Raw genomic sequence first — 25,128 nt, 5'->3', positions numbered from 1 at the left:
GGTCACAGCAGGGATGACCGGTGCCGCGCAGCCGACACGGGCGAACACGGGCTGTCACCGGAGCGGGGTCACCCCGGGCGGGGAGGCGCACCCCCGGCCGAAGTCTTCTATCGTCGCCTGTGTGGACACCGAGCCGCCGAAGGCCGTCAACTCCTCCCTGCACGTGGTCGGCGACGTGCACGGGCACCTGGACGAACTGGTCCGGGCCCTGCACGCCGCCGGGCTGGTGGACACCGCCGGTCACTGGTGCGCCGGCACCGGAGAGCTGTGGTTCCTCGGTGACTTCGTGGACCGGGGGCCGGACGGCGTCGGCGTGATCGAGTTCGTGATGGCCCTCCAGGAGCAGGCCGAACAGGCCGGTGGGCGGGTCACCGCGCTGCTGGGCAACCACGAGGTGCTGATGCTGGGCATGCACCGGTTCGGCGACACCGAGGTGCCGGACGGGCTGGGCCTGCGCAGCTTCGAGCGCAGCTGGACGATCAACGGCGGGCTGCGCCGCGACCTGGACCGGCTCACCGACCGGCACCTGGACTGGCTGACCGGCCTGGACGTGCTGGCGCTGACCAGGAACCACCTGCTGATGCACTCCGACACCGTGGAGTACCTGGACTGGGGCCGGTCGATCGCCGAGGTCAACAGCGCGGTGCGGACCGTGCTCACCGGCGACGACCTGGTCGAGTGGTGGGAGTGCTGGCGCCGGATGACCACCAGGTACTCGTTCCGCGGTGACTTCGGCGGGCAGGTGGCCAAGGAGGTGCTGGACATCTTCGGCGGCCAGACCCTGGTGCACGGCCACACCGTGATCTCCGACCAGCTCGGCGTGCCGCCCGAGCAGGTGACCGAGCCGCTGCGCTACGCCGGGGGCCGGGTGCTCGCCGTGGACGGCGGCCTGTTCATCGGCGGCCCGTGCCTGGTCGTGCCACTGCCCTACACCGAGCCGGTCAACCCAGGCTCCGCCTAGTCCGCTGGTCCGCTAGTCCTCGACGATCATGCTGCCCAGCGGGACCAGCGACACCGGCACCAGCTTGAAGTTGGCCACGCCCAGCGGGATGCCGATGATGGTCACGCACAGCAGGATGCCGGTGACGATGTGGCCGAGCGCCAGCCACCAGCCGGCCACGATGATCCACAGCACGTTGCCGATCGCCGAGGCCACGCCCGCGCCCGGGCGGGGCGCCAGCCGGCGGCCGAACGGCCACAGCGCGAAGCCGGCCATCCGGAACGCGGCGATGCCGAACGGGATGGTGATGATCAGCACGCAGCAGATGATCCCGGCGAACACGTAGCCCAACGCCATCCAGAACCCGCACAGCACCAGCCAGATGACGTTCAGCAAGGTCTTCATGCGACCATCCTGCCCGGCTGGCCGGAACCCGGGCATCGGGGATTTCCCGGACCGCGCCCCCGGCCCTCAGCCGGCCAGCGTCAGGTAGACCAGGGTCAGGTTGAGCAGCGTCACCGCGCCCGCCACCAGCACGGCGGCCACCGTGGTCGCCCGGTGGTTGACGGCCGAGCCCATCAGGTCGCGCCGCGCGGTCAGCACCACCAGCGGCACCAGCGCGAACGGGATGCCGAAGGACAACACCACCTGGGACAGCACCAGTGACCAGGTCGGATCAACCCCCAGGGCCAGCACCACCAGTGCCGGCAGCAGCGTGAGCAGCCGCCGCACCAGCAGCGGCACCCGCACCCGCAGCAGCCCGGCCATCACCACCGCGCCCGCGTAGCAGCCCACCGACGTGGAGGCGAAGCCCGAGGCCAGCAGGCCGATGGCGAACAGCAGGGCCACGCCCCAGCCCAGGGTGTGCTCGATGGCCGCGTGCACGCCGACCAGGTCGTCGCCGGCGCCGGGCACCCCGCGCAGGCCGCTGGCGGCCAGCAGCAGCATGGCCATGTTCACCGCGCCGGCCAGCAGCATGGCCGTGCCCACGTCGAACCGGGTCGCGGTCAACAGCCGGTCGCGCGCCGGCCCCTCGGCCGGTTGCCCGTGCCGGTCCCTGGCCAGCGCCGAGTGCAGGTACACCGCGTGCGGCATGACCGTGGCACCCAGCATGCCGGTGGCCAGCAGCAGGCTGTCCGAACCGGCGAACGCGGGCAGCAGCCCGGCCAGGGCCTCGCCCGGCGCGGGTGGGGCCACCAGCAGGCCGGCGGCGAACCCGATGGCGATCACCAGCAGCAGCCCGGTCACCACCCGCTCGAACGGCCGCTGCCCGCGCCGGTCCTGCACCAGCAGCAGGCCGGTGGACACCAGGCCGGTGATCAGCCCACCGACCAGCAGCGGCAGGTCGAACAGCAGGTAGAGGGCGATGGCACCGCCCAGCACCTCGGCCAGGTCGGTGGCCATCGCCACCACCTCGGCCTGCGCCCAGTAGGCCAGCCGGGCCGGCCGGCGCAGGGTCGTCCGCAGCACCTCGGGCAGTGACCGCCCGGTGACCAGACCCAGCTTGGCGGACAGGTACTGCACCAGCCCGGCCATCACGTTGGCCACCACCAACACCCAGACCAGCAGGTACCCGTACTGGGCGCCGGCCGAGGTGTTGGTGGCCACGTTGCCGGGGTCCACGTAGGCGATGGCCGCCACGAACGCCGGCCCGAGCAGGGCCAGGCCGGACCGCAGCCGGCCAACGGGGGGCCGGGACGCGCGGCCGGCCTGGTCGATCGACACGCTCACCCTCCCCGGTGAGTACGCCTGACTGGATGAGTACGCCTGGGCTGGCCTCATCGTGCAGCACGGCGGGCCGGCGTGGGTGGTGAGTTTCTGCGCCGGTCAGCCCAACGACGTGGATGGGGGATGCCCGGGGGAGCGCGTGCCAACCCCCCGCGTGCTCACCCCACCGCCTCCCCGCGCTCGCCGGCGGCGTACTCGGCGGCCGCGGCCATGGCGGCGGCGTCCTCGGCGCCGAACTCGTCCTCCAGCCGCTCCGGCGAGTAGTCCAGGTCGATCTGCTCCACCGGCACCCCCCTGGCCGACTCGATCGCGCCGAGCCGGCGCTGCGCCCGGGACGCGGCGTAGCCGACCAGCTCGTCCAGGTCGATGCCGAACTCGGGGGCGTTGTACTTCTGGTTGGCGAACTGCACCGCGCCCAGCGCGTGCGGCAGCAGCTCGGTCATGGTCTCCTCGACCACCGCCCAGTTCGCCTCGTCCGCGGCCACGTGCCGGCGGCAGGTGAACGTGCCCCAGGCCATGTGCCGGCGCTCGTCGTCGCCGATCCGCCGGACCAGCTCGCGCACGCCCGGGAAGACCCCGCGCAGCGTGGATAACTTGTTCAGCGTGTAGTAGCCGGTGAGCGCGAGCGTGCCCTCGACCACGTGGTTGTAGGTGACGCTGGCGCGGATCTGGTTGGCCGGGCTGGGGTCGCGGTTGAGCCGGTCCAGCGCCTCGGGCAGCAGCTCGGACAGGATCGTCCGGTAGCTGGGGTTCTTGACCACGTAGAAGTGCAGGTCGTCGGTGAGGTCCACGGCGTCGAGCCAGAGCCGGAACACCGCGGTGTGCTTGGCCTCCTCGTAGGCGAACTGCGTCAGGTACATCTCGTCGCCGATCCGGCCCTCGGCGGCCATCGCCCGCAGGAACGGCTGGATGTCCTCGGTCACCGCCTCCTCGCCGGCGATGAACATGGCGGCGAGCACGCCGGCGCTGCGCCGCTCCGCCTCGCTCAGCTGCCGCCAGTCCTCGGCGTCCCCGGAGAAGTCGATGTCCCAGGGGTTCCACGCCTTGGCGTTGCCCTTGATGAACAGGCGCAGCGGGAGTGAGTCCCAGTTCAGGCCGCCTGGGCGGAGTGAGTGGAAGCCGGTCCGGTGCACGGTGCTGTTGGTCATCCCTGCTCCTTCGGGGGATGGGGGTGTTCCGGAAGCGGTGCTGGCGGTGCTGGTCGGGTGGCGGCCGGGCCGAGCAGGGCCGCCACCACCTCGGTGACCTCCGCCGCCGCCTGCTGGGCCGGCCCGCTCGGGGTGAGCAGGTGGCTGACCACCAGGCGGACGGCGGTGACGGCGACCAGCCGGGCCCGCTGCTCGGGCAGGTCGGGCAGGCGCTGGTGGATGTGCCGCCGCACCACGTCGATGGCCGCCTCGAACACCGGCCGGCCGCGGGTGGTGAGGAACGGCAGCAGGTCCTCGGCGTCCGAGCCGGTCAGCGCCGAGGCGATCACCCGGTTGTCGGCGGCGTGGTCGAGCACGAACCGCACGGCCGCGCTGGCCGCCTCGACCGGGGTGCTGGCCTGGTCCATGCGGGCGCTGATGCCGGTGAGGAAGTCGGCGGTCATGCGCAGGGCCATCGCCTGGACCAGGGATTCCTTGTTGCCGAACTCGTTGTAGACGGTCTGCCTGCTCACCCCGGCGGCCTCGGCCACGTCGGCCACGCGCAGCTTGCGGAAGCCCAGCGTGGCGACCAGTTCGGCGGTCGCGTCCAACAGTTCTTCCCGGAGCGAGGCCTTCATCCGGTGCGCGAAGGGTGTGACCTGATCCACACCGGCAGCTTTACATATCCACCGGATTTGTCAATCACCTGGACGGATCCCACCGACGTGTCAAGTCGCATAGGCTGCCGGCGTGCCGCTGACCGTGGGATTCGACCTCGACATGACGCTCATCGACGCCAGACCGGGCATGGCACGGATCATGTACCTGCTGGCCGAGCAGACCGGGTTCCCACTGGACGGCGACCACTTCGCGGCCAACCTCGGCCCGCCCCTGGACCACGCCTACCGGGCCTACGGCGTGCCCGAGGAGCACATCCCCGAGCTGGTGGACCGGTTCCGCGCGCTGTACCCGGAGGTGGTGATCCCCTCGACCGTGGCCATGCCTGGCGCGGTGGACGCCCTGGCGGCCGTGCGCGACCTGGGTGGGCAGACCGTGGTGGTCACCGGCAAGTACCGGGCCAACGCCGCACGCCACCTGAAGGCGCTGGGCTGGGAGGTCGACCACCTCTACGGCGAGCTGTGGGCCGCGGGCAAGGCCCAGGCCCTGCGCGACCACGGCGCGCGGGTGTACGTCGGCGACCACGTGGGTGATGTGCTGGGCGCCCGGGCCGCCGGCGCCGAGTCGGTCGCCGTGGCCACCGGCCCGTGCACCGCCGACGAGCTGGCCGAGGCCGGCGCTGGCGTGGTGCTGACCGACCTCACCGAGTTCCCCGAGTGGCTGCGCGCGCACCACGACCGGCTGCACGGCTGAACCCCCGGCGCACCGGCCACCACCCGGTCAGCCCGACAACCGCCAGCAGTGTCTGACGGGATCAGTGCTGCCTGGCGCGGGCGGCCGCGCTCGCGCGACCGTCGCGGACCGCGCCGGCCACCCCCACGGCCAGGCCGATCGGCGCCAGCGTGCAGGCCAGGTTCAGCCACACCGGCAGGTTCTCGTGACCCGTCGCGAACAGCACGAACACCGCGCCCACGGCCAGCAGGCCGAGCGCGAACAGCGCCACCGCCAGCGGCAGCAGCGGGGTGGTGCGGCGGGGAGCGTCCTGGGGCGTGGCCATGCTCCCCAGTGTAGGTGCCCCACCTCGGGCTGAGGGGAAAATGGCTGGTGGGCGAGGGGGAGGCGGACGGCAGGTGAATGTTGAGGTGATCCGTCCTGCTGTTCTCGCTACTCTGGACAACACGCGTCCTGGGTACGCCTGGGGCGCGTTCGTCGTGCGGAGGATCTGCGGCTGACAGCGCGGGCCCGTCGGGCATGGCGAGACAGCGTCGACAAGGGAACGGTGAGCACAGTGCCGACCGGCAGGGTCAAATGGTACGACTCGGATAAGGGATTTGGCTTCGTCACCCAGGACGGTGGCGAGGACGTCTACGTCCGGGCTTCCGCGTTGCCGCCGGGAGTTCAGGCGCTCAAGGCCGGCCAGCGCATCGAGTTCGGCATGGCCGAGGGCCGGCGCGGTCCGCAGGCCCTGTCGGTGCGGCTGCTCGACCCGCCGCCTTCGGTGGCCGAGGCCCGCAGGCGACCGGCCGAGGAACTGCACGGCCTGATCGAGGACATGATCAAGCTGCTGGAGGCCAAGGTCCAGCCCGACCTGCGCCGGGGCCGCTACCCCGACCGCAAGGCCACCAAGCGCATCGCCGAAGTGGTGCGCGCGGTCGCCCGCGAGCTGGACCCGTAACCCGAACTCCCCGGCCGCCCAGGAGCACCGGGCTGGTGGTGCCCGCCGGCGCCACCAGCCCGCTTCCGGTGGATCAGCGCTGGTCGGTGACGGACAGCACCCAGGTGGACCGGGTCAGGAACTCCGCCTCACCGGTCTCGCTCACCTGCACGGCCGCCCCGTACTGGTGCACCTCAACGGTGTCCAGCTGGTCGGTGGGGTTGGGCAGGGTCAGCGTGTAGGCGTACCGCTCACCAGCCGGGAACACGTCACTGCGCGAGTCCGGCTGGGGTGTGCCGTTGGCGTCGTGGTAGCTGAACACCACCTGCCACGGGGCCTGCGCCACCTCGGCCGGCACCGAGATCTGCAACGGCCGGCCGGCCGGCACCCGCAGCCGGCCCTCGGCGTTGGGATCGGGGGCCGCGCACTGCTCCACCTTCACGTCGCAGTGCTGGGTGGGGTGCACGGTGATGGTGGTGCCCGCGGCGTAGAAGGTGACCTCAGGCAGCGGCGCGGCAGCGCAACCAGCCACCAGCACCAGCCCGGCAGCGGAGAACAACAACGGCAGAACTCGGCGCACGACGCCCGAGCGTACGTGGTGCCGGTCAGCCGGTCGCCGCCGACCGGCCGCCAACGTTGATCAGGCTCGCACCGCGCGCCGCCCGGTGACCTGTGTCGATCAGGCTCGCACCGCGCGCCGCCCGGTGACCTGTGTCAATCAGGCTCGCACCGCGCGTCGCGCGGTGATCCGAGTCGATCAGGCTCTCACCGGGCGTCGCCCGGTGATCCGCGTCACCCACGACAGCAGCGAGCCGCCCCTTCGCACCAGCGCTGTCTGCGTCAACCCCAGCGCGAGCAGCGCGGACAGCACGGTGAAGCCCAGCCAGTAGGTGGGCGGCAGCAGCACGCCGATCGCGCCGCCGAACACCCAGCCCAGCTGCAGGATCGTCTCGGACCGGCCGAACGCCGACGCCCTGGACTCGTCCGGCAGGTCGTGCTGGATCACCGCGTCCAGGCTGATCTTGGCGAGTGCACTGGCCGTGGCCCCGACCAAGCCCACGATCGCGGCGGTGGCCACCCCCGGGATGACCGCGGCGATCACCGTGCTGGCCAGCGCGAGCGACGCGCAGCCGATCACCATCTGGTCCGGCTTGCCGAAGTGCAGCCGCGCGCCCACCGCGTTGCCCAGGAAGCTGCCCACCCCGGCCGCGCCGGCGATCACCCCGAGCAGCAGCATCTGGCGGACCGGCTCCTGCTCGGTCTGCGCCCGCACCACGAACGCGGCGAACAGCATCAGGAACCCGGTGAGCATGCGGATCGTGCCGTTGCCCCACAGCGCCAGCACCACCGACCGGCCCATGGGCTGCCGGGCGGGCTTGCTCGGGTGTGCACGCAGCGACGCCGGCACCTCACCCTCGGTGACCTCCACCCACGCTGGGATGCGCAGGCACAGCCAGGCGTCGGCCAGGCACAGCGCCGCAGTGAACCACAGCGCGCCCGGCGAACCGAACAGGCCGGCGAACCCCGCGCCGAACGCGCCGAACACGCCACCGGCGGCCAGGCCGAACACGGTCAGCCGGGCGTTGGTCTTGGCCAGGGTGATCTCGGTGGGCAGCACCCGGGGCGTGACCGCGGCCTTGAGCACGTTGAACGACTTGGACAGCACCATGGTGCCCAGCGCCGCCGGGTAGAGCAGCCAGTCGTCGAAGTGCAGGGCCATCACCACCGACAGCAGCGCCTGGCCGGCGCAGGACGCGGCCAGCGCCAGCCGGCGGCCCCGCTGCAACCGGTCCAGCGCCGGCCCGATCACCGGCGCGACCAGCGCGAACGGCGCCACCGTGATCAGCAGGTAGAGCGCCACCCTGGCCCGGCTCTCGCCGGTGGCCGCGGAGAAGAACAGGGTGTTGGCCAGTGCCACGGCCATGGTGGCGTCGCTGGCGTAGTTGAGCATCACCGCGTAGGTGAGCGAGGACAGGCCGGACTGCTTGGCCCCGTCGGCGTGGACGGCCCGCCGGAACAGGCGCACCGCCCGCTGGCTCAGCTGCCGGCTCCGCCACACCGCCACCCGGGTCACGGTGATCTTGGCGGGCGGGCCGCTGGGCAGCCGGGGGCGGCGGAAGTCGTCGGTCTCGGCCAGGCCGGGCGGCTGGTCACCCCCGCCGGACGGGTCGGGCAGCGGTCGGGTCGTCGGCGGCAGCGGCCGGGTGGCGGGTCGGTGCTCCTCCTCCCACGGGTACCGGCGCTGGGTGGGTGGCGCCGCCGGGGCCGAGGGGTGGGGGTGGTGCTGCGGGCGCTGCCGCGGTTCGCCCGGCTCGGGCTCGGGCGGCCACTGGGTCACGCCCGGCTCCCGCCGCGCATCGTGATTACTCCGTGATGATCGTTTCCGGCTCGCGCCACTCCACCCCCGACGGGGCCGAGGGCCCTCATTGGGCTGGTCAGTCGAACCGGAACGAGTCACGGTTCTCATCCTGCCGCACCACCCCGTTCCACCGCGCGTAATCACGTCCGTGGCGGCGGCCCCCCGGCATCCCCCACAGGGGAAACGGCAAGCCGACCCAACCGGGGCGGGACCGGCGCTGCCAGCATGAGCCCGCAGAACACGACAGGCCCCGCCGGGCGCGGGCCGAGGCAGGGGCCGGGATGCGGAAGAGGAGGGAGGCCGGGATGCGGAGCTGGTGGGGTGAGCTGCGCGGGCACTGGGTGCTGGCGGTGCTGGTCCTGGTCACGGTGCTGGCGTCGGCGGTGCTGGTGCTGGACCTGAACCGGGCCGACTCCAGCACCGGCCAGTCGCCGTCGGTGCAGAACCTGGCGGCGTTCGGCGAGGTGCCGGCCGTGGTGCGGGCGGCGGACGGCAGTGAGCGGGTGCTGTGCCTGTTGAAGGCCGACACCGCCGCGCTGCGCGAGCGCGGCCTGATGACCGTGACCGACCCCAACCTCAACGGCTACGACGGCATGCTGTTCATGTACGCCTCGGACACCACCGGGGCGTTCTGGATGCGCAACACGCCCATGCCGCTGTCCCTGGCCTACCTGAACGCGTCCGGCCAGATCGTCTCCACAGTGGACATGGAGCCGTGCGCGGACAGCGACCAGTGCCCGGTCTACCCGCCGGCCGGCCCGTACCGCTACTCGCTGGAGGTGCCGCAGGGCGGGCTGAGTGACATCGGACTCACCGGCGGGGCCACGCTGACCCCGGGCGACGGGGAGTGTGAGCACTGAGCCGCCGCCGAGCCCGGCCCCACGCGGGCCAACACCGCCGGCGCAGGGGCGGTGGGTACATGAAGGCGGTGGGGACGTGGGGCACAATTCAAGGTGTGACCCCCACGCCGACCAAGGGAAACGGACGCTTCGACCAGGCTCAGCCATCCGACGACGTCGGACGCCTCGACCAGCGGCCCGATCCGGTGCTGGCGGCGGCTGTCGACCTCGCGCGGCAGGCGGCCCAGGAGGAGGCCGGTGAGGAGCTGGTCGGCGCGCACGCCGGGGTCCAGGCCGAGGGGCCGGACGCCGCGACCCACCTGTTCCACGCCAACTACCCCGGCTACCGGGGCTGGCACTGGGCGGTGACCGTGGCCACCGCCGGACCGGGCACCCCGGTCACGGTCAGCGAGGTCGTGATGCTGCCCGGCCCGGACGCGTTGATCGCGCCCGAGTGGGTGCCGTGGCACGAGCGGGTGCGCGCCGGTGACCTCGGCGTCGGCGACCTGCTGCCGGCGCGGCCGGAGGACCCGCGGCTGGTGCCCAGCTACCTGGCCGCCGACGACCCCGAGGTCGAGGAGGCCAACCGCGAGCTGGGCCTCGGCCGGGTGCACGTGCTGTCCAGGCAGGGCCGGCTGACCGCGGCCGAGCGGTGGCGGGACAGCGAGTTCGGCCCGAACAGCGAGATGGCCCGCAGCGCGCCCGCGCACTGCGGCACCTGCGGCTTCTACATTCCGCTCGGCGGATCGCTGCGCGCCGCCTTCGGCGTGTGCGGCAACGAGCTGACCCCGGCCGACGGGCACGTGGTGCACGTCGAGTACGGCTGCGGCGCGCACTCCGAGGTCGAGGTGGAGAGCGGGCCGTCGGTGCCCGTGGCCGACCTGGTCTACGACGACGCCATCCTGGACGTGGAGCCCAACGAGGAACGGCCGGAGGCGAGCGCCGACCAGCCGGTTGCGCGGTCGACCGAGCCGACACCCGCCGACCAGCGGACCGCCGACGAGAACGGCACCGACCAGGACAGCACCGGCCCGGTCGGCACCGACCAGGACGCCGACACCGAGGCGGGCAACGACCACGTGGTCAACGGACAGAGCGTCAACGCGCAGGGCGTGAACGGCCAGAGTGCCAACGGCCAGGGCGGCGACGAGCAGAACCCGGCGTGGCAGCGGTGAGCGCGGGCGGGCAGGACGACGTTTTCGGCGCCGGTCGGTTACGCGAGTCCGTGCTCGCGGCCTGGACGGGTTCGCCCACCCGGTTCCGCGAGGACGCCAACGCCGAGGAGGACCTGCGGCTCGGCGGCTACCGCGACCGCCTGCTGGTGGAGCTGGCGCAGAACGCGGCCGACGCGGCCGTGGCCGCCGGTGCCGCCGGCACGCTGCGTCTGTCCGTTGTGGACGACGGTGCCGGCGGGGTGGAGCTGCGCGCCGCCAACACCGGTGAGCCGCTGGACGCGGCCGGCGTGGCCGCGCTCGCCTCGCTGCGGGCGTCGGCCAAGGGGAGCGGCAACAGCGTCGGCCAGTTCGGTGTCGGCTTCGCCGCCGTGCTGGCCGTCAGCGACGCGCCCAGGGTGCTGTCCCGCACCGGGGGCGTGCGCTTCTCCGCCGAGCGCACCCGCCAGGTCGTCGCGGACGTGCCGGAGCTGGCCGACCAGGTCGCCGAGCGCGGTGGCCAGGTCCCGGTGCTGCGCCTGGTCTGGCCGGTCGAGGCCGACGAACCCGAGCTGCCGGCCGGGTTCGACACCGAGGTCCGGCTGCCGCTGCGGTCCGATGTGGACAGCGTGGCCCTGCTGAACCGCTTTGCCGAGCAGGCCGCCGACCTGCTGCTGGCCCTGCCCGGCCTGAGCACCATCGAGGTGGGCGAGCGCCGCTGGTGGCGGGAGGAACTGCTGGACGGCGTGGTGCGGCTGCACGGCCCGGACGGCAAGTTCGACTGGCTGGTGCACCGCACCAGCGGTCAACTGCCCGACGCGGCACTGCGCGAACTCGGCGTGGAGGCCCAGCGGCGTCCGGAGTGGACGGTCTGCTGGGCGGTGCCGCTGGTCGGCAAGCCCGACGAGGCCACGCAGCCCGGTGCGGGCCAGCGCACCGTGGGCCGGCCCGACCCGATCGACCAGGACGTGCTGCACACCCCGACCCCCACCGACGAGCGGCTGTCCCTGCCGGCCCGGCTGCTGGCCACCCTGCCGGTGGAGCCGTCGCGGCAGCGGGTCATGCCCGGCCCGGCCACCGACGCCGTGCTGGCCGAGGCGGCCCGCGCCTACCCGGACTTCATCGCCGCGCTCGCCCCGGTGGACCGGGTCGAGCTGGTGCCCCGCCCCGGCTTCCCCCTGTCCGAACTGGACGACCGGCTGCGCGGCCTGCTGCTGGCCGAGCTGCGCACCGCCGAGTGGCTGCCCTCGGCCGACGGCGACGAGATCGCCCCGGCCTCGGCCCGGGTGCTCGACGCGGTCGTCGTCGGGGTCGGCGAACTGCTCACCGACGTGCTGCCCAACCTGGTCGCCGCCGAGCTGTCCGAGCCGCGGCACGCCCAGGCGCTGGCCGCGCTGGACATCCCCCGGCTGCGCCTGGCCGAGGTGGTCACCGCGGTCACCGGCATCGACCGGCCGCCGTCGTGGTGGGCCCGGCTCTACGCCGCGCTCAACCCGCTGGCCGAGATCGACTCCACGGTCCGCGACGAGCTGTCCGGCCTGCCGGTGCCGCTGGCCAACGGCCGCACCTCGATCGGCCCGCGCGGCACCCTGCTGCTGGACTCGCCGGCCGACACCCTGGAACCGCTGTCCGAGGCGCTGACCCTGAGCGACGCGGCGTTCACCGCCGACGCCGCCACCATGTTCAGCGCGGACGTGGCCGGCCTGCGCATCGTGCACCCCGAGGCCGTGCACCCGCTGCTGGAGCGGCTGGGCGCGCGCCGCGCCGGGCCGTTGGAACTGCTGGAGGCGCCCGCGCTGCGGGCGGCCGTGGAGAGCAGCGTCGCCGACGCCGAGGCCGGCCTGGACACCTCCGGCCTGGCCGAGATGGTGCTGGGGCTGGTGGAGGAGGCGGGCGTGCGGCCGGGCGAGCAGCCGTGGCTGAGCGCGCTGGCCCTGCCCGACGACACCGAGGAGTGGCGGCGGGCCGACGAACTGGTGCTGCCGTCCTCACCGCTGCTCGCCGTGTTCGACCCGGCCGCGGTTTCCGGCGAGACCGCGCCGCTGGGCGTGCTCGCCCACGACCTGGCCGACCGCTGGCCGGCCGACGTGCTGGCCACGGTGGGCGTGCTCAACTCGTTCAGCGTGCTGGTGGACGAGTCGCCCACCGAGCCCAACCACGACCTGCCCGACGAGGCCGAGTGGTGGCGCGCCATCGACGGCGACGTGGAGCCGCCGGCCCGGCTGGTGGCCGTCCGCGACCTGGACCTGGTGGCCGAGGACGCCTGGCCGGTGGCGCTGCAACTGCTGGCCAAGGACCCGGTGACGCTGCGCGCCCTGCGTGACCCGGACGGCTACTCCGGCTGGTGGGTGGCCCGCCACGCCCGCCTGGCCGGCCAGCCGCCGCAGCACTGGCGGTTGCCGGACGCCCGGTCCCTGGCCGGCCTGTACGACCCGCTGCCGGCGGACGTGACCCTGGACCCGGGCCTGCTCACCACCATCGGGGTGCGCGACGAACTCGCGGTGACCACTCGCGCGGACGTGGCCGACCTGCTGGACCGCCTGGGCGACCCGGAGCGGGACGTGCCCGGCGGGGTGGCGCTGCGCGGCTACGAGCAGCTGGCGCACGCCGTGCGGGACGAACTGCTGGACCCCACCGACCTCGACCCGCCCGAGCGGGTCCGCGTGCTCTCCGGCCGGGTGGTCGACGCCGGTCAGGCCGTGGTGCTGGACGCCCCCTGGCTGCTCGGCGTGATCCCGGCCGGCCGCGTGGTGGTCGCCGACCCCACGACCGCCCCGGCCGAGGCACTGGCCGAGCTGCTGGACGTGCCCCTGGCCACCGAGACCGTGCACGCCGAGGTGACCGACGAGGGCGAACTGGTGCACTGGCGGGACCTGTCCGCCGTGGGCCTGGCCTGCGACCTGCTCGGCGTGCCCGTGCCGGACGCCATGGTCACCGTGCACGAGGAGTTGGCCGTGCAGCTGACGGCCGGCGGTGACACCGCTGACACCGCTCCGGCGAGCGGCGACGCTGACGAGGAGTTCCAGGTGTCCTGGTGGGTCACCCCGGACGGCCACACCCACGCCGAGGACAGCCCCGAGGGCCTGGCCCGCGCCCTGGCCTGGGCCACCGGCCGCTGGCCCGACCGCCACACCTTCGCCGCCGTCCTCGCCGACCCCGTACCGGCAACCCTGCTGGGGTAGCGCGGCAAATAAGATCAACACGTAGCCGCCGGCCTGTGGACTCGGCCGGAAGTGTCCCCGGAGTCTCCGCGTCGTCGTGGGACTCCGGGGGGCGCACCGTTCAAGGATGCCGACGGCATCGACGAATGGGTTGGGGCGCCAGTGCGCTACAGGCTTGACGGAAACACCTATAGCTACTGCTGGTCTGCGCTCTACACCAACCACGAGCACTACTTTCAGCTGCACAAGGAGTGGGGCCCGGGCAGAGTGTGGGGCGATGGCTCTGTGACGGCGTGACCCCACTGCGGCGGAAGCTCCTCTGATCATTGAAGACGGGGTGGCAGACAAAAGGCCTGCCACCCCGTTGGGGCGCCAGCGACCTGTCAGTCGCGGTCCACTGCTATCGCCGTGGTGGCGTCCGTGTTCGCCATGCGCTCGACTCGCCATCCAGCGTCGGTCCTGGTCAGGCGGCCGATATTGACGATCAGTTCGGAGTTGGAGGTGCTTGTGAGCACAATGCGATTGCCCTCGGCGATCTCTCCTGGTCCAGCCGGGATGAACAGCACAGCGCCTCCTGAAGCAGAGGTCAGGGTGCCGGGAATAGCAGAGATCGCGGTCGTAACTCGGCCGTGACTGGCGAGCGAGGCCAGCGCGGTGTCAACGTGTCCGTCGGCGGTGGCAACCACGCCGAGAACTCCGTCTGGAGTGACCACCAGATCACCGACACCCAAAGCAGACGATGGCGCTGGCTGCGCGTAGAGGCCCACATCTGCGGTGTGCAGTGACACAGGACTGCTGGCCGGATCGTGCACGCCAGCGGCGAGCCACGTCGGCAGCTGCTGGTCATCAGCGTGTCCGACGATGATAGTGCTGTTCCAGGCACCTACACCGGCCGGCAGGATCCGCCAGTATGTCTCCTCAGTTGAGGCGCGGTCGTCTGTGAAGCTGTGGTCGACCAGTGAAGTGGTCACTCGTATCCCGGGCACGCCCGGCGCGGCTAGCGCGAAGGCGACACTGCCACCATCAGGAATCGAGGCGTCCTGCGGGTCAGGTCGAGCCGCGATGAATCCCACAGCCATCTGTCCCGGTTCAACGGCCGCCTCCGCGCGCACGAGCAACCGCCGACTGTCCGGCTCACCACGGGTAACTGGGCTGGTCACGTAGCCCAAGACCGTTCGTCCGTTCGCATCCTGACCTGCCAGGACCACGACCAGAAAATTCACCGACAGTGCTGGCGAACGCTGGGCAAACAGCGCTCGTACCGGCCCGACCGGGGCGTAGCGGTCACCGCTAGCCCGCCAGACCTCCTCCGCGCGGTCCAGCAATGCTGTGTCGCCAGCCAGGTCTCCCCGCAAAGGCCACTGGTCCACTTCTGCGGCGACCGTGATCCGCTCCGGCGGCGTACTCGCTCTGCCTACAATCACGGCAACGCCGATCATCGCAACCACTACGATCACGGCTGCCGCCCACAACCGAGCCTGTTGCCGGCGTTGTTCCCCTCGCCGGGTCTGGCACCAACCGAGAACCTCATCGATCTGACCAGGTCGAACCACTGGGTCCAGGCCGTCAGCTTCGCGGCGCAACCGCAGCACCATGTCATCCTGCTCCGGTGAGATCATGACCGTTCCCTCCTGGTCGACGCGGCATCCAGTACTGGCTGAACTGCCCATATCTCGCGGATGCGAGCTAGCCCTCGACTCGTCAGCGACTTCACCGTGCCCACTGAGCACTTCATCTCCCGCGAGGTCTGCGCCTCGGACAGGTCCAGCAGGAACCGCATCACCACCGCAGCCCGCTGCCGCGGAGGCAACCGCTGGAGCACCGTCAGAATCCGATCGCGCTCGGCTATCTCGCTGGTGAAGTCCCCTGTCACTTCCTCAGTGAGTTCCGCACTCTTGGCTCGTGCAGAGGCCGTCAGCCCAGCTCTGGGCCGTGTCGAACGCAGAAACTCATGCAACACCGCCTTGCGGGCATACGCCAGGGCGTTGTCTGGTTTCATCCGTCGCCATCGGCCCAAACATCGGAGCAGCGACTCCTGCACCACCTCCTCAGCATCAGCCTGGTGACCTGCGAGCATCACCGCGTAGCGCAGCAACTGCCCGTAACGGTCGCGCACGAACTGCTCAAACTCGTCATGGCGCACTCCCCGGCCCTCCGCCCTTGCCGCTGTCCACTCCCAAGACCCGAGCCAGTGGAAAAAAGTTGCCACCACTTCGCTGATGTCAGGCCACCGCATTCAGCAAGCCGGAACAGGCAGCATCAACCTGGTGGCATGGCAGCCGGTTCGTGTCGTGTGGCCTCATTCGTTGTGTCGCAAATCGGCTGGCCGGCCAGGGACTGGCCGAACTGTTGGCCGTGCGGCTGGCGGCCGGCGGTGACACCGCTCCGGCGAGCGGCGACGCTGACGAGGAGTTCCAGGTGTCCTGGTGGGTCACCCCGGACGGCCACACCCACGCCGAGGACAGCCCCGAGGGCCTGGCCCGCGCCCTGGCCTGGGCCACCGGCCGCTGGCCCGACCGCCACACCTTCGCCGCCGTCCTCGCCGACCCCGTGCCGGCAACCCTGCTGGGGTAGCTCTTTCCGCAGCACGATTGAGGGGCCCGCCCAGCCGTGAACCGCACTGGGCGGGCCCTACTCGCAGCGACAGCGATCAGCCGTCGAAGCGGCCGTCCTTGACGGCGCTGAGGAACCTGCCCAACTCCGCCTGCCCAAAGGCCAGGACCGGCCCGGCCGCGTTCTTGCTGTCCCGGATGGCAACTATCTTGGCGCTGCGTGCGACCTCGACGCAGGCGCCGCCGTTGCCACCGCTGTAGCTCGTTTTACGCCATGAGCCATGTGCCAGTTCAACGCAGTTGTGCGCGCCACCCTGTGATCGACTCGACTTACGCCAGGGACCAAGACCAGTCATGTCGCACCTCGTTCGCTGAGCGCCGAGGGACGCTCTGAATCGGGCGGCCTCGGGTGTCGGGTCTGTGATACGCCTACTGGTGTCCGTGCAACATGCCGCTCTTCACTGCGGACAGGAAAGCCTCGACGGCACCTGTGCTGAACCACAGGACGGCGCCGTCGCGGCTCTTGGTGTCCCGGATGCCAGTAGTGGAAGTGCCTAATGACAGCTCAACGCAGTCATTTCCCTGCGCGCCGCTGTAGGTGCTTTTGCGCCACGTTCTTTTGGTCATTGTTCCTCTAGTTCTGCCAGTAGTTCACGGATCAGTTCGGCTGTCTCGTCGGCAGACAGCGCTACTTCTTCCACCCCTTCCAGCATCCGTCGGAACCTGTTCACGGCCGCCCTGTCCTCGACCCAGCTGCCACCTCCTGGGTACTCCAGATAAACGGCGGCGGGATCGTCCGGGTCGGAGAAGTGGAGCATGGTCACCGAGCCGGACATGAGGCCGTACGCGCCAGCGGTCTCGGGAATCACCCGCAGGGTGACGTTGGGCAGTTCGCTCAACCGCAGCAGGTGGTTGAGCTGGTCGGACATGACGGCGGCGCCGCCAACCAGGCGTCGGAGAACGCCCTGGTCGATGAGGGCTCGGACGGTGATCGGGTCGGGCCCGGTGAGCCGCTGCTGTCTTCCCTGCCTGGCGCGCACCGCGGCTTCTGCGTCTATGGGTTCGTCGCTCAGCGCTGAGGCACCGGCGGCGCGTTCCAGGGCGCGAACGTAGTCGGGGGTCTGCAACAGGCCGGGAATGGCCTGAGTCGCCAGGTTGATGACTTCGCTCGCCTCCCATTCCGCCCGGTAGAGCGAACGGAATTCGGGCGGCCCGCCAGCGGGTTCGAAGGACACCGTCGCGGGTGGCTGCTTCGCGTCGTGCCAGAGCTGTTCGGCCTCGGCCCGCTCCTCGTCCGACACGTTGTAGAAGCCGAGCAGGGCGTTCATGAGGAGGCGAGAGGGGACGGTCAGTCCCGCTTCCATCCGATTGATGGTCGTGCGATTGACACCCAGCTGCTTCGCCAGCTTTTCGGGTGTCAACGCCGGATCGACCCGCGTGCGGAACTGGGTCATCAGCCGACCGAACTTCGCCTTGCGCCGCGTGCGCTCTGGCCCGGTTCCCATGTCGCACACCTTAGCCACGCGTTTTTCCGCTCAACTTCACCCGATCGTGCAGTGCATTTGCACAGTGCATCGGAGTAGCGTGCATCACGTCGGCGGGGTTGCGATCCCCTTCCGGTCGGGTCAGGGGATGCCGACTCCTCGCGGGTTGGCGTCGCGCCACGTCCGCAATCCCGCCGGCCCGTCGCGAACGTCCGTCCCCGGACGGGGACAGTCCCTGCTCTGCCGCTTTCCCCACACATGGAGGTGTTGGCGTGGTTACGGCAGCATTCGCCCTCGGCGTCCTGCTCGGTCACCTCGCGGTCGCCCGGATCGTCTACATCGGACTGGACCGCCTGCTCGACTGGTGGCAGGCGCGCCGGCCCAGGGTTTCCGCGCCGTCGAGTCGGCAGGCCGGGACGTCCTCGGCGCTCCCCGCCTGGCCGAGGAAGCCGACCGAGTACATCTTCTCGACCAGCCGCGATCGGTTGGGGGCACGGGCATGAAGACGTTCCGCTGGCTACCGCTGGACCAGCGCCGACACGCCATACCCGGAGAAGTCCAGGGGCAGAACATCCCGGTCACCACGCTGTGCGGGCAGGAGACCACCACCCCGGACCACGTTCCCACCAAGGTCGAGTGGTTGTGGGAAACCTGTTGGGACTGCCACGAGAAGGCGCGCGGCTACGTCCACATCGGACTCGCGCTGCTGGCGGAGTGGCGCGGATGACCGGCAACGACCACGTCTGGTGGCACGTGCCCGGTGACAACCAGAGCCACGCCTTCCGCACCGAGGACACCCTCGACCCGAACCGGACCGTCTACCACGCGGCCGGCGAGTGCGAGACCGTGGTGTCGGCCAGCGAGGTGGTGCGTGAGACCACGAAAACGCCGTGCACGCCATGCCTGTTGGCCACCATGATCGCCAATCTGCCGGCCCCGAAGGTGCTGCCGCAGGTGGCACACATCAGCGACGCGGAACTGCGTCAGCGCTGCCCGCTGCTCGCGCATCGGCTGTCCGGGTTCTGCGCCCGGCTGGCATCGGTGACCACGCCACCAACCCTGGCTGAGATGCGCGACCTGGCCAGGTCCCTGGTGCTGCTCGGCGGCTCGCTCTACGACCGCGCCGAAGCGGGCATTCCCATCCGGCCAGCGCCCAAGCCCGCTCCGGACCTGGCCGATCCCCTCCCACCCCACGACCGTGACCACGACGAACCCCAGGACTGATCGCGCTGATGACGAGTGAACCCAGCATAGTGATCGATCTCGAAGTTGAGATCGATTATGGGCAGGTCTACATCTACTCGGTGGCGCCGTGGCGCGACGATTCCACCAGTGACGCGGTGCTGCGCGCATTGGACGACGCGCGGCAGTCAGGTCGGTGGGTCGGTGTTGTGGACGGCCTGATTGACGTTGTCGTTCCGTTTCGAAAGAGCTTCGATGCTCCAATGCGGGTCGAGGTCTGGTCCGAGGAACCTCCCCTGGACAACGACGCCTGGGACCACGTGGTCGACGCCGATTTCGACGTGTGCGACGGCGAGTTGGTGTTCGAGCCGTCTGGTGGATTCACTCCGGTTCGTTGCCCGGAATCCGTACCGTCTGGTCGCTACCGTGCCCGCGTGTCAGGCCGTGGTTACGCCGAAGCGGCCGAAGGCGCCGTGGGGGTGGACTCGTATCGGCTTCGGCTGTGGCCTCGGGAGAACGAGCGGCCACCCGAACTCCGCAAGAGCTGGCCCGGCTGGCAACGGCTTGGCTGAAACCACGGAGACCCCCAGCGCGGGGGCTGGTTCGGGTTAGGCGGGTGGGGTGTCGGCGCGGGTGTCGTAGTGGGCGCGGGCGGCGTCGATCTGGGCCAGGTGGGTGGTGCTCCACTCCAGCAGGGGCAGGGCGGCCGCGCGGAGGGTGGTGCCCATCGGGGTGAGTTCGTAGCTGACGTGCGGCGGCATGACGTTGCGCACGGTTCGGGTCAGGATGCCGTCGCGTTCGAGGGCGCGCAGGGTGACGGTGAGCATGCGCTGGCTGATGCCGTCGATGGCGCGCTTGAGTTCGGTGAACCGGCGCGGCCCCTGGCTGAGGTGGCGCACGACCAGCAGCGTCCACTTGTCCCCGACGAGGTCCAGCACTTCCCGGGCCCGGCAGGCGTCGTCCGGTGTCTGCTGTGGCCCGCCCGCTGTGGCGGTCATGGTTACCTCCCTGGAACCGGGGCACTGAAAAGTGCCTTATTGCCCGATCCGCGTCGAGCGCGCCAGCATGGTCGTGGTTCCTGAACGGAACCGAGGTATGAATGGTAACCGCCAGTGCCTCGCGCTGGCGCATCTCGAACGGGACGAACATGTCAACATTTCTGCTGGTCCACGGCGCCTGGCACAGCGGCCAGTGCTGGCAGCGGGTGGTACCGCTGCTGGAGTCGGCCGGACACCGGGTGCACGCGCCGTCGCTGACCGGCTACGGCGACAAGGTGCACCTGCTCAGCCCCGAGGTGGGGCTGGACACGCACGTCGACGACGTCGTCAAGCTGATCAACGACCACGACCTCAGCGACGTCGTCCTGGTGGGGCACAGCTACGCGGGGCTGGTCATCTCGTCCGTGGCCAACCAGATCCCGGACCGGATCGCGCACCTGGTGTACCTCGACGCGATGGTCCCGGAGGACGGCGAGACCGCGGTGGACGTCCAGCCCATGACCCAGCACCTGATCGACCTCGCCGCGCGCTCCGACAGCGGCTGGCGCGTTCCCCCGCTGCCCGAGCGGCCGCCGCCCTTCGGCCTGTTCGGGGTCACCGACCCGGCGGACATCGCCTGGCTGCGCACGATGCTCTCGGACCAGCCGGTGCGCTGCCTCCAGCAACCGGTCCACCTGGACAACCCGGCCGTGAACGCCATCCCGCGCACGCACATCCACTGCGTCGGCGCGACCCCGGAGGGCATCACCCGGCGGCCCGTCCCCGCGATCCAGCCCAACGGGTCCCCGGCACAGGTGTTCGAGCTGCCGACCGGCCACGACTGCATGATCACCATGCCAGCCGAACTCAGCGAACTGCTGCTCACCGTCGGCCGCCAGCATCTCTCGGGACGGCCAACGCCTGGCCTCTAGGCTGCCCCCGTGGATCTGGCGCGGCTGAGTGACGACGTCGAGGTGGTCTCGCGTGGCTATGCCCGCGCGCACGGCTTCACGCGGGACGAGACGTGGTTCCTCCTCAAGCTCCAGGAGGAGGTCGGCGAGTTGACGCAGGCCTTTCTGATGCGGACCGGTCAGGCCAGGGCCAAGGGGAACACGCAGCAGGAACTGGACGACCGGTTCGGCGCCGAGTTGGCCGACGTGTTGTGCCACGTGCTGCTGATGGCTCGGCACCACGGGGTTGACCTGGCGGAACAGGTCGAGCGGAAGTGGCTGGTGTGGCATCCCGACCGGGTCGCCGCCACCGCTGGCGGCGCGGAGACGACCGCGAGCCCCTGACCGGTGAGGCCCCTGACCGGTGAGCACCGACCGGTGAACACGGGGTCGGTGAGCACCGGCTGACGGGGGGTCAGTCGTCGAGCAGGCCCTGTTGGGCGCCTCGGGAGCCGCGGCGGGCGGCGGCGCGCTGCCAGGCCACGACGCCGAGGCCGATCAGGCCGAGGACCCAGCCGGCCAGGCAGGTCCACATCACCTCGCCGGAGTCGACGCCGGCGGCGAGCCGGGCGACCAGCAGCACCGCGAACACCACGAACATGATCGAGGAGCCGACCACGACGATCGGCACCACGTCCGTGAACCTGCGCGGCAGCGGCGGGGGCGGCGGCAGTTCGTGTTGCCGGTTCTGGTTGCCGCCGGCAGCCTCTCCCCGAGGGTCGCGTTCGGTCACCTTGGCCACGTCAGGCAGGCTACCTGGCCGAAACAACCGTCAGGCAGGCTTCCCCCGGCCGCTGCCTGGTCGACACCGACCAGGGCAGTGCGTGCGGACGCAGCCGGCCGACCAGGAAGCCGAACTTCGAGGGGAACGACCATGGCCACAACCACACCGCGCTCAGCGCTCGACCGGTTCTTCCGGGTGTCCGAGCGCGGGTCAACCGTGGGGCGGGAGGTCAGGGGCGGCCTGGTCACCTTCGTGACCATGGCGTACATCGTCGTGCTCAACCCGCTGATCCTGGGCAGCTACTCGGCCGGTGACGCCTCGGCCAAGCGGGACGTGCTCGGCAACATCCTGCCGGTGCCCGAGGTGGCCGCGGTGACCGCGCTGGTCGCCGGGGTGATGACGATCCTGTTCGGGCTGGTCGCCAACTACCCGTTCGCCATCGCCACCGGTCTGGGCATCAACTCGCTGCTCGCGGTCACCATCGCGCCGCAGATGAGCTGGCCGGAGGCGATGGGCCTGGTGGTGATCGACGGCCTGATCATCCTGGTGCTGGTGGCCACCGGGTTCCGCACCGCCGTGTTCAACGCGGTGCCCGCCGCGCTCAAGTCGGCCATCGCCGTGGGCATCGGCCTGTTCATCTGCTTCATCGGGCTGGTGGACGCCGGGTTCGTGCGCCGGCTGCCGGACGCGGCCAACACCACCGTCCCGGTCGGGCTGGGCATCCACGGCTCGATCGCGTCCTGGCCGACGGCGGTGTTCGTGGCGGGGCTGCTCATCACGGGTGTGCTGGTGGCCAAGCGGGTGCGCGGCGCGATCCTGATCGGGGTGGTGGCCAACACCGTGCTGGCCATCGTGGTCGAGGCGATCGTGCACGCCGGTCCGTCCGCCGGAACCAACCCCAAGGGGTGGAACCTGGGCTACCCGGCCCTGCCCGACCAGGTGATCGGCCTGCCCGACCTGTCGCTGGTGGGGGACTTCTCGTTCGGCGCGTGGACCAGGCTGCCCGCGATCACCGTGGCGCTGCTGGTGTTCACCCTGGTGCTGGCGAACTTCTTCGACGCCATGGGCACCATGACCGGCCTGGGCAAGGAGGGCGGCCTGGTCGACCAGAACGGCCAGCTGCCCGGCGTGGGCAAGGCCCTGTTCGTGGAGGGGCTGGGCGCGGTGGCCGGTGGCGCCGGCTCGGCCAGCTCGAACACGGTGTTCGTGGAGTCGGCGTCGGGCATCGCCGAGGGTGCCCGCACCGGCCTGGCCAACGTGGTCACCGGGCTGCTGTTCCTGGCCGCCATGTTCTTCACCCCGCTCTACCAGGTGGTGCCGGTGGAGGCGGCGGCGCCGGCGCTGGTGGTGGTCGGCGCGCTGATGGTCGGCCAGGTCAGGGAGATCGACTTCACCGACTTCTCGGTGGCGCTGCCGGCGTTCCTGACCATCGTGGTCATGCCGTTCACCTACTCGATCGCCAACGGCATCGGCGCCGGGTTCGTCAGCTACGTGGTGATCCGGCTCTGCACGCACCGGGCGCGCGGGATTCACCCCCTCATGTGGGTGGTGGCGATCGCGTTCGTCGCCTACTTCGCGGTCGACCCGATCCGGGCCGCGCTGACCTGAGCGACCGCGCTGACCTGGGGTGCGTCGCGGCGCCTGGCGGAGGAACGGCGGCCGGAGAAACGGAGCACGTGAAGAAATCGTGAGGTAAGCTAAATACGTGCAGGAGCGCGATGAGGTGGAATCCGGGCTGGCCAGCCGGCTGCGGCTGGCGGTTGTCCGGCTCAACCGTCGCCTTCGGGCGCAACGCACCAACGCGGCCGTCTCGCTGACCCAGATCTCGGCGCTGTCCACGCTCTACAAGTGCGGACCGCTGACGCCGGGGGAGCTGGCGGCCAAGGAGGGCGTCCAGCCGCCGTCGATGACCAGGGTGATCGCCGCCCTGGAGGAGCTGGGCTTCGTCACCCGCCGGCCGCACCCCACCGACGGGCGCCAGGCGATCGTGACGATCAGCGAGGCGGGGCTGGAGTTCCACGCGGCCGAGATCCAGGCCAGGGAGGTCTGGCTGGACAAGCGGCTGGCCGAGTTGCGACAGGACGAACGGGAGATCCTCGCCCGGGCGGCGGAGATCATCGACAGGATGGCGGGGCAGTAACGACGTGCCGGCTTACGCGGGTGGTACCGGAGCAGACCAGGCGAGCAGCGCTGGAAGCCCACAACCACCCCCAGCCGGTGTGACGACCCCACCTGCGGCCGAGGACCCCACCCCCACCGCCGTCGCACCACAGTCCGATGTGGACGGTGTTGATCGTGGCACCGAACCCACCGGGGTGTCGAAGTCCGCTGTGGACGCTGACCGTCCACAGCGGAGCGTTCAGCGCGGTGGAATGTTCAGCTCGCTGCGGGTGCGCAACTACCGCCTGTACGCGTCGGGCCAGGTCGTCTCGCTGATCGGCGTGTGGATGCAGCGGGTGGCCCAGGACTGGCTGGTGCTGGAGCTGTCCAACGGCAGCCCGGTCGCCCTGGGCGTGGCCGCGGCCCTGCAGTTCCTGCCCACGCTGGTGCTCTCGCTGTGGGCCGGCGTGCTGGCCGACCGGCTGGACAAGCGCAAGCTCTTAGTCGGGCTGGAGACCGGCCTCGGCCTGTGCGGGCTCACCCTGGGGCTGCTCGACGTGACCGGCGTGGCCCAGCTGTGGCAGGTCTACGTGCTGTGCCTGCTGCTGGGCATGGTCTCCGCGGTGGAGACCCCGGTGCGCCAGTCGTTCGTGGTGGAGATGGTCGGCCGGGACCAGCTCACCAACGCGGTCGCGCTCAACTCGATGACGTTCAACCTGGCCAGGATGGTCGGGCCGGCCATCGCCGGCGTGCTGATCACCGTGGTGGGCACCGGCTGGGTGTTCCTGATCAACGCGGCCACCTTCGTCGGCGTGATCGGCGGGCTGCTGCTGATGAACCCGGCCCAGCTGCATCGCAGCCCACCCGTGCCGCGCAGGAAGGGGCAGCTGCGCGAGGGCCTGCGCTACGTGCGGCGGCGCGCCGACCTGGTGACCGTGATGGTGCTGGTGTTCTTCGTGAGCACCTTCGGGCTGAACTTCTACGTGACCCTGGCCGTGGTCGCGCGCAACGTGTTCGGCGGCGAGGCCGACGCCTACGGCTTCCTGTCCACCATGCTGGCCGTGGGCACGCTCACCGGCGCCACCCTGGCGGCCCGGCGCAGCTCCAAGGGCAAGCCGAGGGTGAGCCTGATGCTGGGTGGCGCGCTGGCCTTCGGCGTGCTGGAGGCCGTCGCCGGGCTGATGCCCAGCCTCTGGGCGGTCGGCGTGGCCCTCGTCCCGGTCGGCGCGGCCATGATGACCTTCACCACCACGGCCAACGCCACCGTGCAGCTCGCGGTCAGCCCGGCCATGCGCGGCCGGGTGATGGGCCTGTACATGCTGGTGTTCCTGGGCGGCAACCCGGTGGGCGGCCCGCTGATGGGCTGGCTGGCCGAGAACTTCACCGGGCGGTCCCCCCTGGTGGTCGGCGGCCTGGTCGCGGTGCTCACCGCGCTGATCGCCGGTTTCGTCCTGGCCAGGCGGGGCGGCCTGCGCCTGCCCACCTGGCCGTGGACCCGACTCCGGGTGATCCCGCGCCGGTGACGGCTGCCCGCGGGGTGGCGCCACTGGGAAGTGCGGGATGCGATGGGGCTGCTCCGAGG

Annotated in this window: 30 protein-coding genes; 16 read left to right on the top strand and 14 right to left on the bottom strand. The window is 71.2% G+C overall.

All coding sequences use genetic code 11. The annotated features are described in order from the left end of the window. The first annotated feature begins 121 nt into the window (after positions 1-121). Entirely contained in the window at positions 122-961 is an 840-nt protein-coding gene (locus tag LX83_RS31325; protein WP_253777944.1) for a metallophosphoesterase family protein, read from the top strand. 12 nt (positions 962-973) lie between these two features. Here LX83_RS31325 and LX83_RS31320 read toward each other — a convergent pair whose 3' ends face one another. The 4 genes from LX83_RS31320 to LX83_RS31305 form a co-directional block, all read right to left on the bottom strand. Continuing rightward, positions 974-1,345: a YccF domain-containing protein gene (locus tag LX83_RS31320; protein ID WP_253777942.1), complete on the bottom strand. Its 372-nt coding sequence runs from the start codon at positions 1,343-1,345 to the stop codon at positions 974-976. A gap of 66 nt (positions 1,346-1,411) precedes the next feature. Further along, a complete protein-coding gene (locus LX83_RS31315) occupies positions 1,412-2,665 on the bottom strand; it encodes an Nramp family divalent metal transporter (protein WP_253777941.1) in 1,254 nt (417 codons plus the stop codon). 161 nt (positions 2,666-2,826) lie between these two features. Beyond that, a complete protein-coding gene (locus LX83_RS31310) occupies positions 2,827-3,816 on the bottom strand; it encodes a R2-like ligand-binding oxidase (RefSeq protein ID WP_253777940.1) in 990 nt (329 codons plus the stop codon). Further along, on the bottom strand, positions 3,813-4,463 hold the full coding sequence (locus LX83_RS31305; RefSeq protein WP_253777939.1) for a TetR/AcrR family transcriptional regulator: 651 nt from the start codon (positions 4,461-4,463) through the stop codon (positions 3,813-3,815). The genes LX83_RS31310 and LX83_RS31305 overlap by 4 nt, the downstream gene beginning before the upstream one ends. A gap of 82 nt (positions 4,464-4,545) precedes the next feature. On the opposite strand from LX83_RS31305, the gene LX83_RS31300 reads away from it, so the two are divergent. Then, complete coding sequence (locus LX83_RS31300; RefSeq protein ID WP_253777938.1) at positions 4,546-5,166, top strand: HAD family hydrolase; 621 nt, start codon at positions 4,546-4,548, stop codon at positions 5,164-5,166. A gap of 61 nt (positions 5,167-5,227) precedes the next feature. Here LX83_RS31300 and LX83_RS31295 read toward each other — a convergent pair whose 3' ends face one another. Next, on the bottom strand, positions 5,228-5,470 hold the full coding sequence (locus LX83_RS31295; protein ID WP_253777937.1) for a hypothetical protein: 243 nt from the start codon (positions 5,468-5,470) through the stop codon (positions 5,228-5,230). 231 nt (positions 5,471-5,701) lie between these two features. Between LX83_RS31295 and LX83_RS31290 the strand changes: the two genes are divergently transcribed. Beyond that, positions 5,702-6,088: a cold-shock protein gene (locus LX83_RS31290; RefSeq protein WP_253778006.1), complete on the top strand. Its 387-nt coding sequence runs from the start codon at positions 5,702-5,704 to the stop codon at positions 6,086-6,088. A 73-nt stretch (positions 6,089-6,161) separates the two neighbouring features. Here LX83_RS31290 and LX83_RS31285 read toward each other — a convergent pair whose 3' ends face one another. Then, positions 6,162-6,647 carry a DUF2771 family protein gene (locus LX83_RS31285; protein WP_253777936.1) on the bottom strand — a complete coding sequence of 162 codons (486 nt, stop codon included), beginning with the start codon at positions 6,645-6,647 and terminating at the stop codon, positions 6,162-6,164. 177 nt (positions 6,648-6,824) lie between these two features. Next, positions 6,825-8,534, bottom strand: coding sequence for an MFS transporter (locus tag LX83_RS31280; RefSeq protein WP_253777934.1), 1,710 nt, complete (start codon positions 8,532-8,534; stop codon positions 6,825-6,827). A 197-nt stretch (positions 8,535-8,731) separates the two neighbouring features. Between LX83_RS31280 and LX83_RS31275 the strand changes: the two genes are divergently transcribed. From LX83_RS31275 to LX83_RS31265, 3 genes are all read left to right on the top strand, one after another. After that, positions 8,732-9,286: a DUF192 domain-containing protein gene (locus LX83_RS31275; RefSeq protein WP_253777932.1), complete on the top strand. Its 555-nt coding sequence runs from the start codon at positions 8,732-8,734 to the stop codon at positions 9,284-9,286. A 185-nt stretch (positions 9,287-9,471) separates the two neighbouring features. After that, positions 9,472-10,440 carry a DUF3027 domain-containing protein gene (locus LX83_RS31270; protein ID WP_253778004.1) on the top strand — a complete coding sequence of 323 codons (969 nt, stop codon included), beginning with the start codon at positions 9,472-9,474 and terminating at the stop codon, positions 10,438-10,440. Next, positions 10,437-13,598 (top strand): sacsin N-terminal ATP-binding-like domain-containing protein, encoded by a 3,162-nt coding sequence (locus LX83_RS31265; RefSeq protein ID WP_407649703.1) that lies wholly within the window; start codon positions 10,437-10,439, stop codon positions 13,596-13,598. Before LX83_RS31270 ends, LX83_RS31265 begins: the two co-directional genes overlap by 4 nt. A 362-nt stretch (positions 13,599-13,960) precedes the next feature. Here LX83_RS31265 and LX83_RS31260 read toward each other — a convergent pair whose 3' ends face one another. After that, on the bottom strand, positions 13,961-15,196 hold the full coding sequence (locus LX83_RS31260; RefSeq protein ID WP_253777928.1) for a hypothetical protein: 1,236 nt from the start codon (positions 15,194-15,196) through the stop codon (positions 13,961-13,963). Further along, the gene (locus tag LX83_RS31255; RefSeq protein ID WP_253777925.1) at positions 15,193-15,720 is read right to left on the bottom strand and encodes a SigE family RNA polymerase sigma factor; all 528 of its coding nucleotides are present in this window, start codon (positions 15,718-15,720) and stop codon (positions 15,193-15,195) included. Before LX83_RS31255 ends, LX83_RS31260 begins: the two co-directional genes overlap by 4 nt. A gap of 206 nt (positions 15,721-15,926) precedes the next feature. Here LX83_RS31255 and LX83_RS31250 point away from each other — a divergent pair, with 206 nt between their 5' ends. Then, a complete protein-coding gene (locus LX83_RS31250; RefSeq protein ID WP_253777923.1) occupies positions 15,927-16,151 on the top strand; it encodes a hypothetical protein in 225 nt (74 codons plus the stop codon). Positions 16,152-16,227: 76 nt separating this feature from the next. On the opposite strand, the gene LX83_RS31245 is transcribed toward LX83_RS31250, so the two are convergent. The 3 genes from LX83_RS31245 to LX83_RS31235 form a co-directional block, all read right to left on the bottom strand. Then, positions 16,228-16,485 (bottom strand): DUF397 domain-containing protein, encoded by a 258-nt coding sequence (locus LX83_RS31245; protein WP_253777921.1) that lies wholly within the window; start codon positions 16,483-16,485, stop codon positions 16,228-16,230. 73 nt (positions 16,486-16,558) lie between these two features. Next, positions 16,559-16,756 (bottom strand): DUF397 domain-containing protein, encoded by a 198-nt coding sequence (locus LX83_RS31240; protein ID WP_253777919.1) that lies wholly within the window; start codon positions 16,754-16,756, stop codon positions 16,559-16,561. After that, the gene (locus tag LX83_RS31235; RefSeq protein ID WP_253777917.1) at positions 16,753-17,634 is read right to left on the bottom strand and encodes a helix-turn-helix domain-containing protein; all 882 of its coding nucleotides are present in this window, start codon (positions 17,632-17,634) and stop codon (positions 16,753-16,755) included. Before LX83_RS31235 ends, LX83_RS31240 begins: the two co-directional genes overlap by 4 nt. Positions 17,635-17,885: 251 nt before the next feature. On the opposite strand from LX83_RS31235, the gene LX83_RS31230 reads away from it, so the two are divergent. Genes LX83_RS31230 through LX83_RS31215 form a run of 4 tightly spaced genes read left to right on the top strand, consistent with a single transcriptional unit; the run spans position 17,886 to position 19,367 of the window. Next, complete coding sequence (locus LX83_RS31230) at positions 17,886-18,116, top strand: hypothetical protein (protein WP_253777915.1); 231 nt, start codon at positions 17,886-17,888, stop codon at positions 18,114-18,116. Then, positions 18,113-18,340, top strand: coding sequence for a zinc finger protein (locus LX83_RS31225; RefSeq protein ID WP_253777913.1), 228 nt, complete (start codon positions 18,113-18,115; stop codon positions 18,338-18,340). Before LX83_RS31230 ends, LX83_RS31225 begins: the two co-directional genes overlap by 4 nt. Continuing rightward, a complete protein-coding gene (locus tag LX83_RS31220; RefSeq protein ID WP_253777911.1) occupies positions 18,337-18,837 on the top strand; it encodes a hypothetical protein in 501 nt (166 codons plus the stop codon). Before LX83_RS31225 ends, LX83_RS31220 begins: the two co-directional genes overlap by 4 nt. Before the next feature lie 29 nt (positions 18,838-18,866). After that, complete coding sequence (locus LX83_RS31215) at positions 18,867-19,367, top strand: hypothetical protein (RefSeq protein ID WP_253777908.1); 501 nt, start codon at positions 18,867-18,869, stop codon at positions 19,365-19,367. A gap of 36 nt (positions 19,368-19,403) precedes the next feature. Here LX83_RS31215 and LX83_RS31210 read toward each other — a convergent pair whose 3' ends face one another. Further along, the gene (locus LX83_RS31210) at positions 19,404-19,793 is read right to left on the bottom strand and encodes a winged helix-turn-helix transcriptional regulator (RefSeq protein ID WP_253777905.1); all 390 of its coding nucleotides are present in this window, start codon (positions 19,791-19,793) and stop codon (positions 19,404-19,406) included. Between the two features lie 149 nt (positions 19,794-19,942). Between LX83_RS31210 and LX83_RS31205 the strand changes: the two genes are divergently transcribed. After that, a complete protein-coding gene (locus LX83_RS31205) occupies positions 19,943-20,704 on the top strand; it encodes an alpha/beta hydrolase (RefSeq protein ID WP_253777903.1) in 762 nt (253 codons plus the stop codon). Between the two features lie 9 nt (positions 20,705-20,713). Further along, on the top strand, positions 20,714-21,067 hold the full coding sequence (locus tag LX83_RS31200) for a nucleoside triphosphate pyrophosphohydrolase family protein (protein ID WP_253777901.1): 354 nt from the start codon (positions 20,714-20,716) through the stop codon (positions 21,065-21,067). Between the two features lie 70 nt (positions 21,068-21,137). Here LX83_RS31200 and LX83_RS31195 read toward each other — a convergent pair whose 3' ends face one another. Then, complete coding sequence (locus LX83_RS31195) at positions 21,138-21,464, bottom strand: DUF2530 domain-containing protein (RefSeq protein ID WP_308204082.1); 327 nt, start codon at positions 21,462-21,464, stop codon at positions 21,138-21,140. A gap of 132 nt (positions 21,465-21,596) precedes the next feature. On the opposite strand from LX83_RS31195, the gene LX83_RS31190 reads away from it, so the two are divergent. The 3 genes from LX83_RS31190 to LX83_RS31180 all read left to right on the top strand — a co-directional run bounded on the left by LX83_RS31190 (position 21,597) and on the right by LX83_RS31180 (position 25,069). Beyond that, positions 21,597-23,054 (top strand): NCS2 family permease, encoded by a 1,458-nt coding sequence (locus LX83_RS31190; protein WP_253777899.1) that lies wholly within the window; start codon positions 21,597-21,599, stop codon positions 23,052-23,054. A gap of 97 nt (positions 23,055-23,151) precedes the next feature. Next, positions 23,152-23,586 (top strand): MarR family winged helix-turn-helix transcriptional regulator, encoded by a 435-nt coding sequence (locus LX83_RS31185; protein WP_253777897.1) that lies wholly within the window; start codon positions 23,152-23,154, stop codon positions 23,584-23,586. Between the two features lie 232 nt (positions 23,587-23,818). Continuing rightward, the gene (locus tag LX83_RS31180) at positions 23,819-25,069 is read left to right on the top strand and encodes an MFS transporter (RefSeq protein WP_253777895.1); all 1,251 of its coding nucleotides are present in this window, start codon (positions 23,819-23,821) and stop codon (positions 25,067-25,069) included. The last annotated feature ends 59 nt before the right edge of the window (positions 25,070-25,128 follow it).

Source organism: Goodfellowiella coeruleoviolacea, from assembly GCF_024171785.1.
GTDB classification, from domain to species: domain Bacteria; phylum Actinomycetota; class Actinomycetes; order Mycobacteriales; family Pseudonocardiaceae; genus Goodfellowiella; species Goodfellowiella coeruleoviolacea.
This window is presented reverse-complemented; position numbering and strand designations above follow the sequence as displayed.